This is a genomic window from Lyngbya confervoides BDU141951 (assembly GCF_000817775.3).
Classification (GTDB): domain Bacteria; phylum Cyanobacteriota; class Cyanobacteriia; order Thermosynechococcales; family Thermosynechococcaceae; genus Lyngbya; species Lyngbya confervoides.
In genome coordinates this window covers 126,448-141,879 of the sequence record NZ_JTHE03000079.1, presented here as the reverse complement: position 1 = coordinate 141,879, position 15,432 = coordinate 126,448, and the positions used below count along the sequence as shown (strand labels likewise).

Below are 15,432 nucleotides of genomic sequence, written 5' to 3'. Positions count from 1 at the left end.
TTCCTCTACTTACACAGACTTAATTCCACGCCAAAGACGCGAATCATCGGACAAAAAATATTGGATTTTTGGCATTGAAAAGATATGTTTTTTATCCAAATATCCGTGGCACTCGGTACTGTAGAGTGGTCCTCTTAGCTTTTTGATTGTTGCAATAATACAGACTGTGTTATTGGGGAATAAATATCCCTGCTGTCCTGATAGCACTTCTCCCACCTTATAAACTAAGGGAGTCATCCAATCAGACTTGTTTTCAACTACTTTTGCGTGATAGCTTACTAAAATAGCACCGGCCTGGGCCAGAACACGTCCAGCTTCAGCTAAAGGTAAAAATGGAAAACCAGGCATGTGGCCTTCACAATCGACCTCGGACACATAAAACGGTGCAATGATTGATAGACTTCCTTCAATTTCACAAATGGCAGCTTTTGTAATTCTTAATCCTGGGGCTCTCTCAGGAATTAAGTTGTGAATATCTTCTAAGTAGAGACGTTGCTTTAAACTGAAACTGCTTCTTTGCGATGCGTCGTCATTTTTTCTGTCTTGCTTAAATAAGCTACGACTGCTTTTATCGGATTTTTGATCTGATATGACTTCATGAACTATATCTGGCAAGTCAACTTCCAAATAGTCAGAAATGTATTTCTCTTGATTTTTTGACTCAATCAATAACATATAACTCATCCCTATGCGTATCATCTAAAAGCATGGATTTCGCAAGAGGTAGGGAGATGATCAGATGCAATTATCTGGCTTGATAATCTGTTTATCCCTAAGCCTCTGTGGTTTTTGTTTCTTTATGTTCAATTTTATAGTTCCCAAGTTAATCAGAGACAAACAGTAATTATCGCTCTATATTTATTTGTTTTTGGAATAATAAAAAAATCAGTGATCACTCGTATGTAGTTATATGAAAGACTTTATTCCTATATCTGGAGTCCGTATTTTCCCTGACCAATCTAGTCTTGTTTACACAGAAAACTCCTGAGAAGCTTGTAGGGGCGCTCCCAATCCCAGAGCAACCCCTCATGTGCACTTGACAAACGCACAATGGGAAAAAATTGACCCTCTTCCCCGCAAAAGCCCTGGGTAGGACGATCTAGGTGGCGTGATTTGAGCTTTAACAGCAGCAGCCCCGCGCTCTATGGGAAGCATGAGCGTCGGGAAGAATGCGAGTGAGTCGAGGAGTGGTGTCTGACCGTTTTGGCGTAAGCCAACAGGAAAGACACCGACGACGAGACGAACCCACTCCCATAAGCTTTAGTCTGGGGTGTTTTGGCTTTCGATGTATTGGCGCAAAACTGATACCGTGACACCGCCGCAAGAAGCGATGAAGTAAGACTCATTCCACAACACGTCCTCCCAGTAAAAGCTATTGACGTGTTCGGCAAACTCGCTCCTAACCCTTCGGCTGGATACAGACTTGATATTGTTGACGAACTTGGCTAAGTCCATCTGTGGATAGTACTGAAACAACAGATGGATGTGGTCTTCTTCCCCATTAAACTCAATCAACTTACAGTTCCACTTCTGGCATAGATCGGACAGGATTTCATGCAACCGAGTCAACATCTCGCCCGTGAAAGCCTTACGACGGTATTTGGTCGTCAAGACCAGATGGGCTTTCATATCAGATACAGACCGACCACTGGAGACAAAATCGTTTTTCATTGATGCTTTTCGATTCACTTGCTATAATCAGTGTAAGTTAAATTTGCTACGCTGATATGAGAGTCGCTTACCAGTACCGATTAAGATTGACCCGACAACAGCAAGCCACCGTCGATGACTGGCTTGAGCTGTGTCGTCGTCAATACAATTATCGGTTGGCAGAGAGGTTCAACTGGTACGAGCAAAATCGCTGTGACATTAATGCTTGTGCGCTAATCTGTCATCTACCAGAGTTGAAAGACCGTCCTGATTTCTATTCACAGAAGCGGGATCTGGTGAACTCGAAAAAGCTGTTTCCTGAATATAAAGAACTTCCCTCTCACACCTTGCAAGATGTGGTTGCACGGGTAGAGAAGACGTTTGACCGATGGTTAAGTGGGGATAGCAATGGCAAGCGTAGCGGCAAACCACGATTCAAGGGACAGGGTCGGTTTCGTTCGATTGCGTTTCCTGACCCCGTTAAGCCAGAACATATCGACGGAAGGTTCATCCAGATTCCGAAGATTGGGAAGCTCAAGATGATTCTGCACCGTCCTTTACCCGATGGCTTCAAAGTTAAAACGGCTGCAATCATCAAGAAAGTAGACGGCTATTACATCACGCTGTCGCTTCAAGATTCAACTGTTCCCATGCTCAGCCCTGATACTCCAGAAATGGAGAATACTATCGGGATTGATATGGGGCTGAAGTCGTTTCTCATGGATGATTCGGGTGAAGAAGTTGCTATCCCGCAGCATTATCGCAAAGCGGAAAAGCGACTGAAGCGGTTGCAGCGTTCACTCTCTCGCAAGAAGAAAGGTTCTAATCGCCGCAAAAAATCGATTAAACGGGTTGCCAAGGTGCATCTGAAAGTCTCAAATACCCGCAAGGACTTTCACTACAAAACTGCCAAACAACTTTTGTCTCAGGGGAAACATATTGCACATGAAAAGCTGAATGTCAAAGGATTGGCTAAGTCAAGGTTAGCCAAGTCGGTTAATGATGCTGGGTGGAGTCAATTCCTGCAAATTCTCGCAATCAAGGCTGAAAGAGCTGGGTTGCTGACGATTGCAGTGAATCCAAACGGTACGTCTCAGAACTGCTCTGGATGCGGTACAAAAGTCCCAAAAATGCTTTCGGATAGGCTTCATGCTTGTCCTGAATGCGGACTGACGATTGACCGTGACCACAATGCAGCAATTAATATCAAACATTTGGCGGTAGGGCATTCCGTCAATAAAGCTCAGGCAACGTCCGATGCAATAGCAGGAGTCACTGAGAAGCCCGCGCTCTATGCGTCAGCATGAGCGTCGGGAGTATGTCACTGCGATTTTCCTCTTCGATAATCATTTTGAGGAAGGGCAGATCGGCTTTTGTGGAACTCAGTACGACTTGAACGGTGGAAGCATCGCTGCCGGAATAGTCCGGTTCGGGTCTGCCATAGCGGAGTAAGCCTTGAAAGATCAGGTCTACCCCGCGCCCGGTACGTTCGGCTAAACCGATCCGTTTTATGGTACGGATCTGTCACTTCCACCATGAACTTAACCACCGGACGAGGGGTATAAAATTCCCCGGAATCTCCGGCAGCGTCCCGCATTTCCTTTAGCATCCGCTCATAGAAGCGGCTGAGGATGTGGACTTCTTCGGATTGCCAATGGGAAATCGCTGTTATAAAGCAGCAAATAGTCTGCAAATTTTCGATTTCCCCGGAGTTTTTGTCGATCAAGAACAGTGTGTCTGAAAGGAAGGATTGGGACGTTACTCAGTGTTGAATTGGCTGGATGCCCCTAGCTTAAAGGATCAGCTGTCTTTTAAGAATCCTCGCCTGAAAGCACATCTCCAACGCGCAACACCTTTCCAGCCTCGGAGGCAGCGATCGCTGTATTGACTGCCAGGCGGTAAAAGTGATTAAAGGCGCTGCGGTTGGCCCAGTCTGGTAATGAGGCGCGGCGCTGCTGAATAAACCGTTGCTGAAACCCTGTAAGCACTGCACCGGTTTGGGCATCCCGCGTGGGGACAACGCAGCGTTGACAGGGATTAATCCCCCGCATCCGCACCTCCCCCACGTGAAACCCTGACTCCAGCAGTGGGGAGCTGAACAGAGCATCTTCCCAAAAGGGGGCCACGCCTGAAAATTCCAGGTTGGTGCGAAAGCGCGATCGCAGATTGGCCAGGTTCACCTCTGGATACCAGGAAGCGACCGTCGCCAAACTGGCTGCGCTGATCACCGTTGGCCCTGGCGCATTGCGATCGTCTGGGAATCCGGCGTGGGGATTGTGCACCAGCGTAATCGGAAACCCAAAAAAATCGCTGAACCAATCCGCGAGTTGCGATCGCTCCTGATCGAGGGAAAAAGTTTGGGGCGACAGTTCCGGGGTAGAGAGGGTAACGAGTCTTTGGGGAATCTGGTACCGGGATCGCACCCGATGAATTTTAGCGGTGCGCTTGGCATTGACGAACTTGCCCTCGGCATCCACCAGCGCAAATTCGCGATCCATGGCCAAACTTCCCCCCGTGGTCACTCGCGCTTCAGAGACGCTGATGCCGTCGAGGGACTTAATCGGAAACAGATCAATTCTGCTCAGAGTCGCGGTGACTCCCATGGATGATCATCCCCTACAGGTGTTGCGATCTCCAGGTATAGCACGGAATCTTACTGCTGGCTGCGCTGGGGAATTTGCTGCAAATTGCGGTTCAGTTCCTCTTCTGTAAGCGGGTACCACTTTTTACCCCGGAGCTTGCGCAGCATTTGGATCGCCTCTTCCCGAGACTGCCCCGTGTTGGCCTCGTGGCGTCGCCAGAAGTCATCCCACCAGCCGGGTGGCTCATGCTTGGGTCCCTCGTATTCCGTGGGCCGACGGGTCTCGCCCTCTACCACCAAACTGCCGATATAGTCTGCATCGGCGTAGACCTGATCAATTTGATCGCGAATTTGCTGCAGATCAGCGCGGGAAACTTCGCCGTTGCTGGTGCCTTTATAAAATTGCACCGTCACTCGAATGGGGAAGCGCGGATCGCGCTCGATGGCCAGGTTGTCAATCTCGGTGAAGGGGCCTTCGACCTCCCCATGACCGATGACGGCTGCCTCCACATCGCTAGCGGATTTTTCCATGGTTGGTGCGGCTAGGGGCATCACGCCCCCCCCCCCCTCACTAAACTGCTGGCGGGCTTGGGGCTTTTGCTTGAGCGGCACCTGAATCAGCATGACCATATTCAATCCCTCCGTCTCATCGGGATCTTGATTCGGGCGATTGCCGCCGGGTGTTGAGGACTGAAAGTCGCTGATTCGCTGGCCCGTAAAGCTGGCTCGCTCTCCTTGTTGATTAAAAAACAGGCGCTGCCCCCAGGTGCGTCCGGCTTCAAAGCCGTCACGCTGGTTGTCAATGACCGTGACGCTCGTCCCTTCGCGGGTTGCCAGCAGCGTCAACACCGCCGGATTTTTAGCGTAGGACTGATAGTTAAATAGCACCGGGTTGAACTGGGCCTCCCCGCCCTTGGGAATAGGCAAGAAGGCGGCCTGGGCGCTTACCAGCGCGTGGCTATCCCGAGGAGCCAGGAGCGACGTTTCCTGGCCTTTCCAGGAACTGGGTCGGGTGAGATAGCGCCGCAGATTTCCCAGCACGTCCTGCAGGGGAACTTTCCGCAGCGATCGCCCTTTTTCATTGCCAACATTGATATAGAGCTGATCCAGGGGAATATCGGCCGTTTTATCGGCAAAGTTCGGGAAGCGAATCACCGGCATCAGGTGCAAGGAATAGGAATCATTCCGAGGGTTTTTATGCTGCACCTGAATCGTCATGTCGCTAATATTAGGCCCCACGGCAGAATTTTTAAATCGGCCCGTGTCTTCCCAGGTAATGTCTAAAATATCTAGACCCAATTCATCGGCCAATCTCTGGGCGGAGGTGTTAGAGACCATGGACACGGTTCGCTGAATGACCCCAAGGTAGCCAGGGTCGTCGGTTGGGTTTTGGCCGGTTAAGACGGTACTGGCCTGCAGGGAATCTGCTCCCATAGTGGGGGTCTGATTGATGGGGGCTGCACCGGAAGCTGGACTGAGGGATGAGGCCAAGGGACTCCACTGGGCCAGCAGCGGCAGCCCTCCTAGCGAAATCAGTGTACCGACAAGAAACATGTGCTGATGCATGGCCCTTTCAAGTTCTCCTTGAGTGCAACTGCCCCCACTGTATCCAGAGATAAGGCCGCCCATCGCTGGGTTGCAAATTTTGAAACCAACCCATAACCCCACCCGCCCAAAGGCATCTCCCCCGATGGCATCAGGAAAAATCCTCCAGGGATTTGTCATGATCGATGGGATCAATCGATCCCAAGAAACCCTGACGAATTGATACTGCGATGTTGACGCGCAAGCCTTGGATTTTTATGCTGGTCGGACTGTTGATGGTGTCCGGGATGGGGATCTTGCTCTGGGGAAATCACACGGTCGTCCCAGATCAAGATCCCCCGCCTCCACCGTTCCAGGTGACCCTTCCCGCGGCGGGAGCGAAGTCCTGCCAAAGGCCGCCGCAGGTTCAGCTTCCCCCGGAATCCTGGAGCGCTCAAAATTTAGCCCTGCTGGTGAACGACCGTGATCCCCAGTCGGTTGAGGTGGCTCGCTATTATCAGACCCAGCGCCGTATTCCGCCTCAGAATCTGGTTCACATTGATCTGCCGGTAGATCAAGAGACTTTGTCCCCGGCCCAGTTTGCCCCGGTTTATGCTCAGGTGCAAGCGGCCTTGGGAACTGAAATTGAGGCGATCGCCCTGAGTTTTTCCCAACCCATCCGGGTTAACTGCATGAGCATCACCAGTGCCTTTGCCCTAGGCTATGACCCCAACTTTTGTGCGCGCCAGCGCCCCTCGGCTTGTCGCCTTCCGCAATCCATTCCCACCTACCAGGCTGCTTCTCATGTCCCCTTTCACGATTACGGGATTCGCCCCACCATGATGCTGGCGGGCAGGAATATTGCGCAGGTCAAGGATCTCATTGACCGTGGGGTTAGATCCGATCGGTCCTTCCCGGCAGGACAGATCTTTTTGGTTCACACCACCGACGCATCCCGCAGCGTCCGCTTTGGCAAGTTTTTTTACCTCAAGCAGCGGTGGCCCTCCCCCCATCTCTGGCAGGTGCAGTTTCTAGGCGCGCAAACGCCCAGTCGCAAAACCGATGTCCTGCGCCATCGTCGCAACATTCTGTTCTATTTCACGGGTTTAAAATGGGTGCCGGACTTGCAGACCAATCGCTATCTCCCCGGTGCGATCGCCGATCACCTGACCTCCCTAGGCGGACAGCTATTGACCAGTCCCCAAATGAGCATCCTGCGCTGGCTAGAAGCAGGGGTTACCGGCAGCTATGGAACTGTGGTGGAACCCTGTAACTATCCGCAAAAATTTCCCGACCCTAACGTGCTAGTTCCCCACTATTTTCAAGGCGAAACCCTGCTCGAAGCCTACTGGAAATCCGTGGCCTCGCCCCAGGAAGGTTTATTCGTGGGTGACCCGCTGGCTCAACCCATGGGAGCAAAGCGGGTGTTCAAGCACCATCAACTGCAGGTGAGGCTTGCAAGCCTGTCACCGGGTCAGCGCTATCAGCTTTACGGTGCCCCAACTCAGAACCAGCCGCGCGTCGCAGTGGGCCAGCCCTGGAGCCTGGCGTATCCCCAGGTGGTGCAGATGACTCTAGACTGCCGCTACCCCTCTTATTTCCTGACCTCCCAAGCCGTGCAACCCAATGAGCCAGCCCCGGTAAGCAAGTCCCGGTGAGCAAGATCCCAGTGAGCAAGATCCCAGTGAGCCAGCCCCCCGTCAGGTTCCCCCAATGATCACATCGCGAATCCGCAGGCTCGGCCCTCCGCAGCCAACCGCCAGACCATCTTGTCCCCCCTTGCCACAGCCGCCCGACTCATCCCAGGCCAGATCATCTCCAATGGCCTCAATATTTGCCAAGGTCCGAAAGGCGTTGCCAGACAGGGTCACATCGCGCACCGGCTCCGCCAGCTTGCCGTGGCGAATTCGCCAGGCCTCCCCGGCCGAAAAGGTAAACATTTCTCCATTGGTCATACCGGAGCGCCAATTACGGGCATAGAGGCCCTCCTGAATCCCATCCATCAGACTATGGCTTGGGGTGGTTCCCTGGCCAATCCAGGTATTGGTCATCCGCACCAGTGGCGGAAAGTGATAGTTCAGGCAGCGGGAATTACCGGTGGGCTTTGCCCCCAGAGCACCCGCCGTTTCACGGGAATGGAGCCGCCCCACCAGGATTCCGTTTTGAATGAGGGGCGTGATGGTTGCAGGCACCCCTTCGTCGTCGTAAAGATAGCTTCCCCGATGGCCTTCGAGAGCCGCCCCATCATAGATATTCAGGTCCGGTGGGCCAAAGCGGTGACCCAGGGGCATAGCCTCTAGTAAATCGGGATTTTCGTAGATCATATCCGCCTCTGACAGGTGGCCAAAGGCTTCATGGACAAAGAGGCCCGTCAGAACCGGATCGATCACAATCGGATAGAGTCCGCCTTTGACCGTGGGCAGTCTCAAACTGTTAACGGCCCGCTGGGCGGCCCGCTTCACCATGGAATCAAGATGCTCCAGATCGCAGTAGCCCCTGCGTGATCCGGTGGTTTCGCGCCCGGTTTGCACCGATTGCGAATCCCTCGCGGTGGCGGCGAAGCGCATCTCCAGATCGACCCAACTGTGGTCGAGCACAGTTCCCTCGGAGTTAATAAGGATGACCCGCTGTAAACTATCGCCATAGCGCACCGCCGTGCCGGTGATGAGCGGGGAATAGTCCCGCATGATCTGGGCATAGCGATCGCAAAGGATCTGCTTTTGGCCAATGGAAACCTCTCGGGGATTTTTCCCAGGAATGGTGAGGGGCTGATGGAACTGCACGGGTTCAACGGCCGCCAAACGGGTTCGGGTAGTCCCCAAAATTCGGGCCGCCGCGATCGCCTCTTCCACGTAGGGCGCTAGGGCGTCAATACGGTTAAAGCTCACAAAGCCCCAGCCCCCGCGGTAGCAGGCCCGCACCTGTCCACCCACTTCGCTGGTTTCGCTGAGCATCTCGGGCTGCTGTCCGCGCAGTAAAATCTGGGAAGATTGGGAATTTTCCAAACGAATAGACAGAAAATCAACTCGATGCCGATAACGACGCATCAGCTCTAAAATCTGCGCTTTAGCATTGGCCAGCACCTGTGCCATGCAAACTTCCCCTTTGGATAGCCCCTATTGTCCACCGTCAAGGGACAGCCGACAACGGCAAACCAGATCAGGGGCATTAAAATTTTGCACCCTTAACTTGGACAATCATCAATGAGAAATAGGGGGGGGCCAGGTGGGCATAGGCGGTTAAATCGCGGTAGATTTTTTGCTGCGGCTGACTGGCATGGACAATCAGGGCGCTGCGATCCAGCAAATGTAGTCGCTGCAGAAGTTGCCAAACTTGAGCATAGACCGCCCCCACCTTCATCAACACCAGCACGTCTGCTTGTTCCAGGGCCGCGGCCAGATCTTCTCCCTGATAAAGGGCCGGAAGCACCACCAGGCGATCGCTCTGGATGGTGAGGGGAATCTCCAGGGCTGCCGCCGCGGCCAGGGGAGAGCAAACGCCGGGAATTGCCTCTGTTTTTAAGTCCGGGCAGAGACCCTTGAGGGTGAGAGCTAGATAGGTGTAGGTGCTGTAAAAACTCACATCCCCTTCACTCACAAAGGCGATATCTTGCCCCTGTTGTAAATAGGGCAGCGATCTGTGGGCCGCCTGATCCCAGGCGCGCTGGAGTTGCGGCGCATCTTGAACCATGGGAAAGTCCAAAGGCAGCAGGGTTTGATGGGGCTGTAGCCAGGGCTGAATGATGCGTTGGGCCACCCCCAGAGGGCTTCGCACCCCAGCGGGAAAGGCAACCACCGGGGAGGTTTGCAGGCGCTTGAGACCTTTGACGGTAATTAGTTCAGGATCGCCAGGTCCAACGCTAATCCCGTAAAGTTGGCCGAGGCGGGGGGATATCGCAGACATCTAGCAAGTCGGTTGCGTGAGGGCGGATCTACCATACCATCGGCCCTCACGCAACGGCGATCGCCTCCAGATGAAGCGAGAACTAGCAAGCGCCAGGAAGACTCATTAAAATGGAGAGCGAATTCGATTGATCTCCGTCGACGGCACCCTCTTGCGCCGGAGAGGGTCGGGATAAAGATCTGGTGTTCGAGCCATGGACTTTCTTCGCGACGCTCCGATTGCCCTGTGTATCCCGCCGCGACAACCCTTCGGTCCTTGCAACACCCCCTATGGATGAGAAATTTCCTCGGTCTCCCGCTCTGTGGTCCCGATTCTATGGCCTGTTCATCTTGACGGCGCTCATGTGGGGAATTGAACTGGTGGACTGGTTCTTTCCCTGGATTCGCCTGGATTGGTTTGGCATTCATCCCCGCAGCGTAAATGGTCTAATGGGTATTCTGGTGTCTCCCCTGCTCCATAGCTCCTGGAGTCATCTTATGGCCAATACCCCCCCCTTTTTAATGTTTGGGGGACTCATTGCCGCCTCGGGATCTCAACGGTTTTGGACCGTCACCCTTGGCTGTGCCCTAATTAGCGGCTTCGGAACCTGGCTGGTCAGCCCCGGTTGGACGATCACCGTTGGAGCATCCGGTATTATTTTTGGCTATTTTGGGTTCCTGCTGCTGCGCGGCTTCTTTGAACGCCGGTTCAGCTCTGCGCTAATCTCATTGGCGGTTGGCCTGTTTTATGGCAGTATCCTTTGGCAAGTCTTCCCCTCGGGTCGTGGTATTTCCTGGTCAGCCCACTTTTTTGGGCTTGTGGGCGGTATTGTAATGGCCTACTGGCTAGGACGATCTCGAAAATCTTCCTTGCAATCTCGACTATAGTCCTGTGCGCCCGCTTGGCTGGGTAGCTTAGAGCCCTATGACATCCCTGCACCACAACCCTTCCCCCCCCCTCACCCGCAGTTTACTGGGGAAGTTCTTCCGCTTTTTGCGCCAGCCTCGATACGCGCCCGAGACAGGACTGATGCCGCGACAAATCCTCGGCAATGTCATGCGCCTCTACTCCTTGGCGATCGCCCTGCTGATTCCCATCGTGATCGTGATCCAGATTCTCAGCAGCACGGTGATCAAGCTCGATGACAATAAGTTTCGAGACATCTTGCAAAATATGCCCCTCCTGGGGTTTGTCTTTCTGGCGGTGGTGTTTGCTCCGATCTTTGAGGAAAGTATTTTTCGCCTGCCCCTGCGCTATTCTCCCCTCAATCTCTCCATTGCGCTCATCCTGGTCCTGAGTCTGGCTGGCCCTCTCTTTTTGGGTCAGGCTGCGCCCTGGATTCTCCTGAGCGTTCTTTTGGGGATTATTCTGTTGAGTTTCTGTCTCGGTGCTCGCCTGGCCCAGCGGACCAGGACGGATCATGTCCATCGCTGGTATGCTCGACATCTCAAGGGTCTGATTTATGGCAGTGCCATCCTGTTTGGTCTGATCCACATTACCAATTACCATCGGGGGGCTTGGGCCTTTGCGCCGGTTTTAGTCCTCCCCCAAGTTACCCTTGGCTTTTTTCTGGCCTATATTCGCCTGAAGTATGGATTTTGGTGGGCGGTATTTACCCACGCCCTGCACAATTTCATTGTCACCACGCCCTTACTGGTGCTGTTGCTTGGGTCTGATCAACTTCAGCAACAGGTGCTCTACCAGTCCAAGGATGTGACTTTGGCCCCCCTGGACTATGGCTTGCTCCTTGTGGTTCTGGGGGCAATGGTCCTGGGGCTTACGGTGACGGTTTTGAGCGTTCTCAAGCTGTTTAAAGATTGGCAAGCGGAGAAGCGCGTCCTCGGTTAAGCCCAGTCTCCTGCCATTGGTCAAGCCATCAGCCAACATTCTAGGGGGGCAGGCCGTGCGGGCCAGGTTACAGTTTGGCCTCAATGACCCCTTCAGCCTCCAGCACGAGATTGCGTAATTGCTCTAACCGTTCAGGGCTGGCCTCTGACCACAGTCCTCGCTGGTGGGCTTCCAAGAGCCGCTCGGCCATATCCCGCAGTGCCCAGGGATTGTAATCACGCACAAAGGCCTGCACCGTTTCATCCAGCAGATAGGTGTGGGCAATGCCCTCATACATAAAATCAGCCGCGCAGTGGGCTGCGGCATCGTAGGCAAACAGGTAGTCCACCGTTGCCGCCATTTCAAAGGCTCCTTTATATCCATGGCGCATGACCCCCTGAATCCACTTGGGATTGATCACCCGAGAGCGGTAAACCCGCGCAATTTCCTCGGAAAGCGATCGCACGGTGGGACGATCTGGCCGCGAGTGGTCACCAAAGTAGGTTTTGGGATTTTGCCCTTGGATCGATCGCACCGCGGCGGTGAGTCCTCCTTGAAACTGGTAGTAATCGTCGGAATCTAGTACATCATGCTCACGGTTATCCTGGTTGTGCAGCACAATTTCCAGGCCCGCAAGACGCCGGGTCAAGGCCTCGGGTGCGGCATGACTCTCCGCCTGACCAGTGTAGGCGTAGCTGCTCCAGGTCATAAACGCCCGAGCCAGATCTCCATCACTGATCCAATTTTGGGACTCAATGAGCCCCTGCAGTCCCGCCCCGTAGGCTCCAGGTTTAGATCCAAAAATTCGAAAGCGCGATCGCAGCTGGGCTTGCTCTAGGGACAACCCCTCTGCTAGCCAGGTTTGGGTTTCCAGGCTCACCCTGGCCGCTAGCGGGTTTTGATCCTCGGGCTCCTGCAGTTGGGCCACCGCCTGGACGGCCTGGTCAAAGAGCTGAATGAGATTGGGAAACGCATCGCGGAAAAAGCCAGAGATGCGCAGGGTGACATCCACCCGCGGACGCCCCAGTACGGTCAGGGGAATAATTTCGAAATCAACCATCCGGCGCGAGGGGCCATCCCAAAGGGGCTGAACGCCCAGCAGTGCCAGAGCCTGGGCGATGTCATCGCCCCCGGTCCGCATCGTGGCCGTTCCCCAGACCGAGAGGGCGAGGGTTTTAGGATATTCCCCCTGCTCCTGGGTATAGCGCTCAATTACCGCCGCCGCTGCCCTTCGCCCAACATCCCAGGCACTTTCGGTGGGCAGGGCGCGGATATCTACCGAGTAAAAATTTCGTCCGGTGGGCAACACATCGGGCCGACCCCGCGTCGGAGCACCAGAAGCACCGCTGGGAATATATTCTCCGGCCAGGGCACGCACCAGCGCCGTGATTTCATCGTGGGTTTGGCGCAAGGCTGGAATCAAATCCGCTTGTAGCCATTGTAGGGTTTCCCGGAGGCCCTGTGTCTGGGGGGCCTGGGGAGAGAGAAACAGCGGCGCACCGCTGATCAGGGACTCGAGGGGATCTCCCTGCAGCAGGCGATCCACCAGTGTCGCCGCCATTGCCTCTAGGTGTGCGACCGCATCCCCGCGATTGCGCAGGGGAGCCTCAACCCCCTGCTGTCGAAACCGATCGATCTGATCTGGCGAAAGCAGATCGCCCAGATCCCCTGGATCTAGGACCACAGACCAAGCTTGGGCGATCGCTTCCCTTAACCCAAGCCGCTGGGCGCCAGGACAACGAGCCAGGGAGACAATTAAATCCCGCAGCTGCCGACCCTGCGGACATTGGCCAAAAATATGCAGTCCGTCTCGAATTTGGGCCTCCTTCAGTTCACACAGATAGCCATCGGCCTGGTTGAGGAATGCATCGAGATCACAAGGGGCTGAGACCTCTGGGGTGCCCAAACCTAACGCGCTCAACCCTAAGTCGTAGTGCAGCTGCTCCTGGGCAATCAGGGCCAGAATGCGATCGCGGATGACGGACAGGCGGCGCGGATCGAGGGCCTGGGCATCGTAATATTCATCAATGAGGGCTTCTAACGTTTGCAAAGGACCATAGAGTTCTGCGCGGGTCAGGGGCGGGGTGAGATGATCAATAATGACGGCCTGGGACCGCCGCTTTGCCTGGGCCCCCTCCCCCGGATCATTGACGATAAAGGGATAAAGGTGGGGCAAGGGTCCCAACACCGCCTCCGGGTAACAGTTTTGTGATAGGGCAATGCTCTTACCAGGGAGCCACTCCAGATTGCCATGCTTGCCCACATGCACCACTGCCTGAACCTGAAACTGGTGCCGCAACCAGAAATAAAAGGCCAGATAGGCATGGGGCGGGACTAAATCTGGGGCATGATAGTTCAAGCTAGGATCAAGGTCGTAGCCCCTTGCCGGCTGAATGCCGACAAACACATGGCCCAGATTGAGTCCGGCAATGGGAAAGCCGATCGCTGCCGGATCCGGTGCCCCCCAGCGATCGCAAATGCCCCGCTGCACCGCCTCCGGGAGTTGCGAAAAATACGCTAGATAATCCTGCTGGGAAAGGGACTGATGCACGGGTCGCCAGTCCCGGCCCTCGGGATCATTGGTGATACCAGCGGTTAACGCCTGCATGAGCGCCTCTGAATCAGCCGGCACAGAGGAAAGGAAATAACCCGCTTGATCCAGGGCCTGTAGGATGCGTACACAGCTGGTGGGAGTATCTAAGCCCACTCCGTTTGCCAGCCGTCCATCTCGATTGGGATAGTTGGCCAGCACCAGTGCCACGCGTTTTTGATCCACCGGAGTTTGCCGGAGTTTCCCCCAGCCCTTGGCCAGGGCAGCCACAAACTCAATGCGATCGCTCACGGGTTGGTAGGTCACCACCGCTGTTTCCAGCCCCTGGGTAAAGTGCTCTACACCTTTGAAGGAAATTGCGCGGCTAATAATTCGACCATCCACCTCCGGCAGGGCCACATTCATTGCCATATCTCGGGGAGAAAGTCCACGGAGCTGTTGCTGCCACTGGATCTCCGTGCCGCTGCTGCAAATCGCCTGCAAGATTGGGATGTTGAGTTGTTTCCACAGGGATAAATTCAGCGTTTCCCCCGAGATCCTCGCCAGGGAAAAGCTCGTGGTATTCACCATCACCGCCACGGGCGCTCCCGACTGAGACTGAGTGTGAATCAGTTGAAGAACCTGCTGCTGCACCTCAGGATCTTGCAACGACTGCACATAAATGGGCAACGCAACTAGGCCCTGCTGTGCTAAGGCCTGACAGAGGGCACGAATGGGGCTCAGATTCCCGGCCAGATAATGGGCGCGGTAAAACAGCACTGCGGCACATCCCCAGGGCCGATCCACCGGAGACGGAGCGACATCCGCCAGGACGCCTACCCGGGGAATTTTTTGGGGGGCCGCTGGGGTAAAGGCCCCTTGTAAGCTCCGATTGGCCACAAACTGAAGACCCTGACAAAGATTCTCGATGCCTCCCTCTAGCCAATAGCGCCAGAACTGATTGAGGTCCTGCCAGGCCACGGTTGAGCAATCCATCAAGCTTAGATCCGGGTGCTCATCTCCTGGCAAAACCCAGAGATCGGCCTGGGTTTTAGCCGCAGTGTCCTGGATCACTTCCAGGCCATAGGGCCAGTAGGCTTTTCCTCCCAGAAGCCGCACAATGATGACCTGTGCCTGCTCTAGCACCGCTTCAGCATAGGTGTCGAGGGTGATCTGCTGCTGGAGCTGTAGCAGATTGACAACCCGCACCGCCGGAAACTTCGGTGGCAGCGTAGGTAAGGCCGCCGCGAGCATCTGAATGTCGGTATCCGCAGCGGTCAAAATCACGATGGGGGCCGGCGTTTGATCAATAAAAATGACGCCTTCGGCCTGAGTTGACGGATCAAACCCGCCGGGGATGGCCGCTAAACGATGCATTCTGAAATTTCTCTCTTACGATTTGTAGAGGACTGCAACTTTATCTTTATTCAAGATTAAA

Annotated in this window: 12 protein-coding genes; 4 read left to right on the top strand and 8 right to left on the bottom strand. The window is 54.4% G+C overall.

Annotated features, from left to right (window positions below; genetic code table 11):
- Nucleotides 1–9 precede the first annotated feature (9 nt).
- Both QQ91_RS13770 and tnpA read right to left on the bottom strand, forming a co-directional pair.
- Entirely contained in the window at nt 10–675 is a 666-nt protein-coding gene (locus QQ91_RS13770; protein ID WP_166275528.1) for a hypothetical protein, read from the bottom strand.
- A 585-nt stretch (nt 676–1,260) separates the two neighbouring features.
- The gene (gene tnpA / locus QQ91_RS13765) at nt 1,261–1,671 is read right to left on the bottom strand and encodes an IS200/IS605 family transposase (protein WP_166275526.1); all 411 of its coding nucleotides are present in this window, start codon (nt 1,669–1,671) and stop codon (nt 1,261–1,263) included.
- 56 nt (nt 1,672–1,727) lie between these two features.
- Here tnpA and QQ91_RS13760 point away from each other — a divergent pair, with 56 nt between their 5' ends.
- Nucleotides 1,728–2,957, top strand: coding sequence for an RNA-guided endonuclease InsQ/TnpB family protein (locus QQ91_RS13760; protein WP_166275524.1), 1,230 nt, complete (start codon nt 1,728–1,730; stop codon nt 2,955–2,957).
- A gap of 14 nt (nt 2,958–2,971) precedes the next feature.
- Here QQ91_RS13760 and QQ91_RS13755 read toward each other — a convergent pair whose 3' ends face one another.
- The 3 genes from QQ91_RS13755 to QQ91_RS13745 all read right to left on the bottom strand — a co-directional run bounded on the left by QQ91_RS13755 (nt 2,972) and on the right by QQ91_RS13745 (nt 5,785).
- Nucleotides 2,972–3,247 carry an N-6 DNA methylase gene (locus QQ91_RS13755; RefSeq protein ID WP_250833362.1) on the bottom strand — a complete coding sequence of 92 codons (276 nt, stop codon included), beginning with the start codon at nt 3,245–3,247 and terminating at the stop codon, nt 2,972–2,974.
- A 214-nt stretch (nt 3,248–3,461) separates the two neighbouring features.
- On the bottom strand, nt 3,462–4,253 hold the full coding sequence (locus QQ91_RS13750) for an MOSC domain-containing protein (protein ID WP_166275522.1): 792 nt from the start codon (nt 4,251–4,253) through the stop codon (nt 3,462–3,464).
- A 50-nt stretch (nt 4,254–4,303) separates the two neighbouring features.
- Complete coding sequence (locus QQ91_RS13745; RefSeq protein ID WP_201277108.1) at nt 4,304–5,785, bottom strand: hypothetical protein; 1,482 nt, start codon at nt 5,783–5,785, stop codon at nt 4,304–4,306.
- A 221-nt stretch (nt 5,786–6,006) separates the two neighbouring features.
- On the opposite strand from QQ91_RS13745, the gene QQ91_RS13740 reads away from it, so the two are divergent.
- Nucleotides 6,007–7,413 carry a TIGR03790 family protein gene (locus QQ91_RS13740; protein ID WP_166275520.1) on the top strand — a complete coding sequence of 469 codons (1,407 nt, stop codon included), beginning with the start codon at nt 6,007–6,009 and terminating at the stop codon, nt 7,411–7,413.
- A 42-nt stretch (nt 7,414–7,455) separates the two neighbouring features.
- Here the strand turns inward: QQ91_RS13740 and QQ91_RS13735 are convergent, their stop codons facing one another.
- Together QQ91_RS13735 and QQ91_RS13730 are read right to left on the bottom strand one after the other, a co-directional pair.
- Complete coding sequence (locus tag QQ91_RS13735) at nt 7,456–8,847, bottom strand: TldD/PmbA family protein (protein WP_166275518.1); 1,392 nt, start codon at nt 8,845–8,847, stop codon at nt 7,456–7,458.
- Between the two features lie 76 nt (nt 8,848–8,923).
- The gene (locus QQ91_RS13730; protein WP_166275516.1) at nt 8,924–9,658 is read right to left on the bottom strand and encodes a precorrin-2 C(20)-methyltransferase; all 735 of its coding nucleotides are present in this window, start codon (nt 9,656–9,658) and stop codon (nt 8,924–8,926) included.
- Between the two features lie 269 nt (nt 9,659–9,927).
- Here QQ91_RS13730 and QQ91_RS13725 point away from each other — a divergent pair, with 269 nt between their 5' ends.
- Together QQ91_RS13725 and QQ91_RS13720 are read left to right on the top strand one after the other, a co-directional pair.
- A complete protein-coding gene (locus QQ91_RS13725) occupies nt 9,928–10,524 on the top strand; it encodes a rhomboid family intramembrane serine protease (RefSeq protein WP_166275514.1) in 597 nt (198 codons plus the stop codon).
- Nucleotides 10,525–10,561: 37 nt separating this feature from the next.
- On the top strand, nt 10,562–11,485 hold the full coding sequence (locus QQ91_RS13720) for a CPBP family intramembrane glutamic endopeptidase (protein ID WP_166275512.1): 924 nt from the start codon (nt 10,562–10,564) through the stop codon (nt 11,483–11,485).
- Between the two features lie 67 nt (nt 11,486–11,552).
- On the opposite strand, the gene cobN is transcribed toward QQ91_RS13720, so the two are convergent.
- The gene (gene cobN / locus QQ91_RS13715; protein WP_166275510.1) at nt 11,553–15,371 is read right to left on the bottom strand and encodes a cobaltochelatase subunit CobN; all 3,819 of its coding nucleotides are present in this window, start codon (nt 15,369–15,371) and stop codon (nt 11,553–11,555) included.
- Between the last annotated feature and the right edge of the window lie 61 nt (nt 15,372–15,432).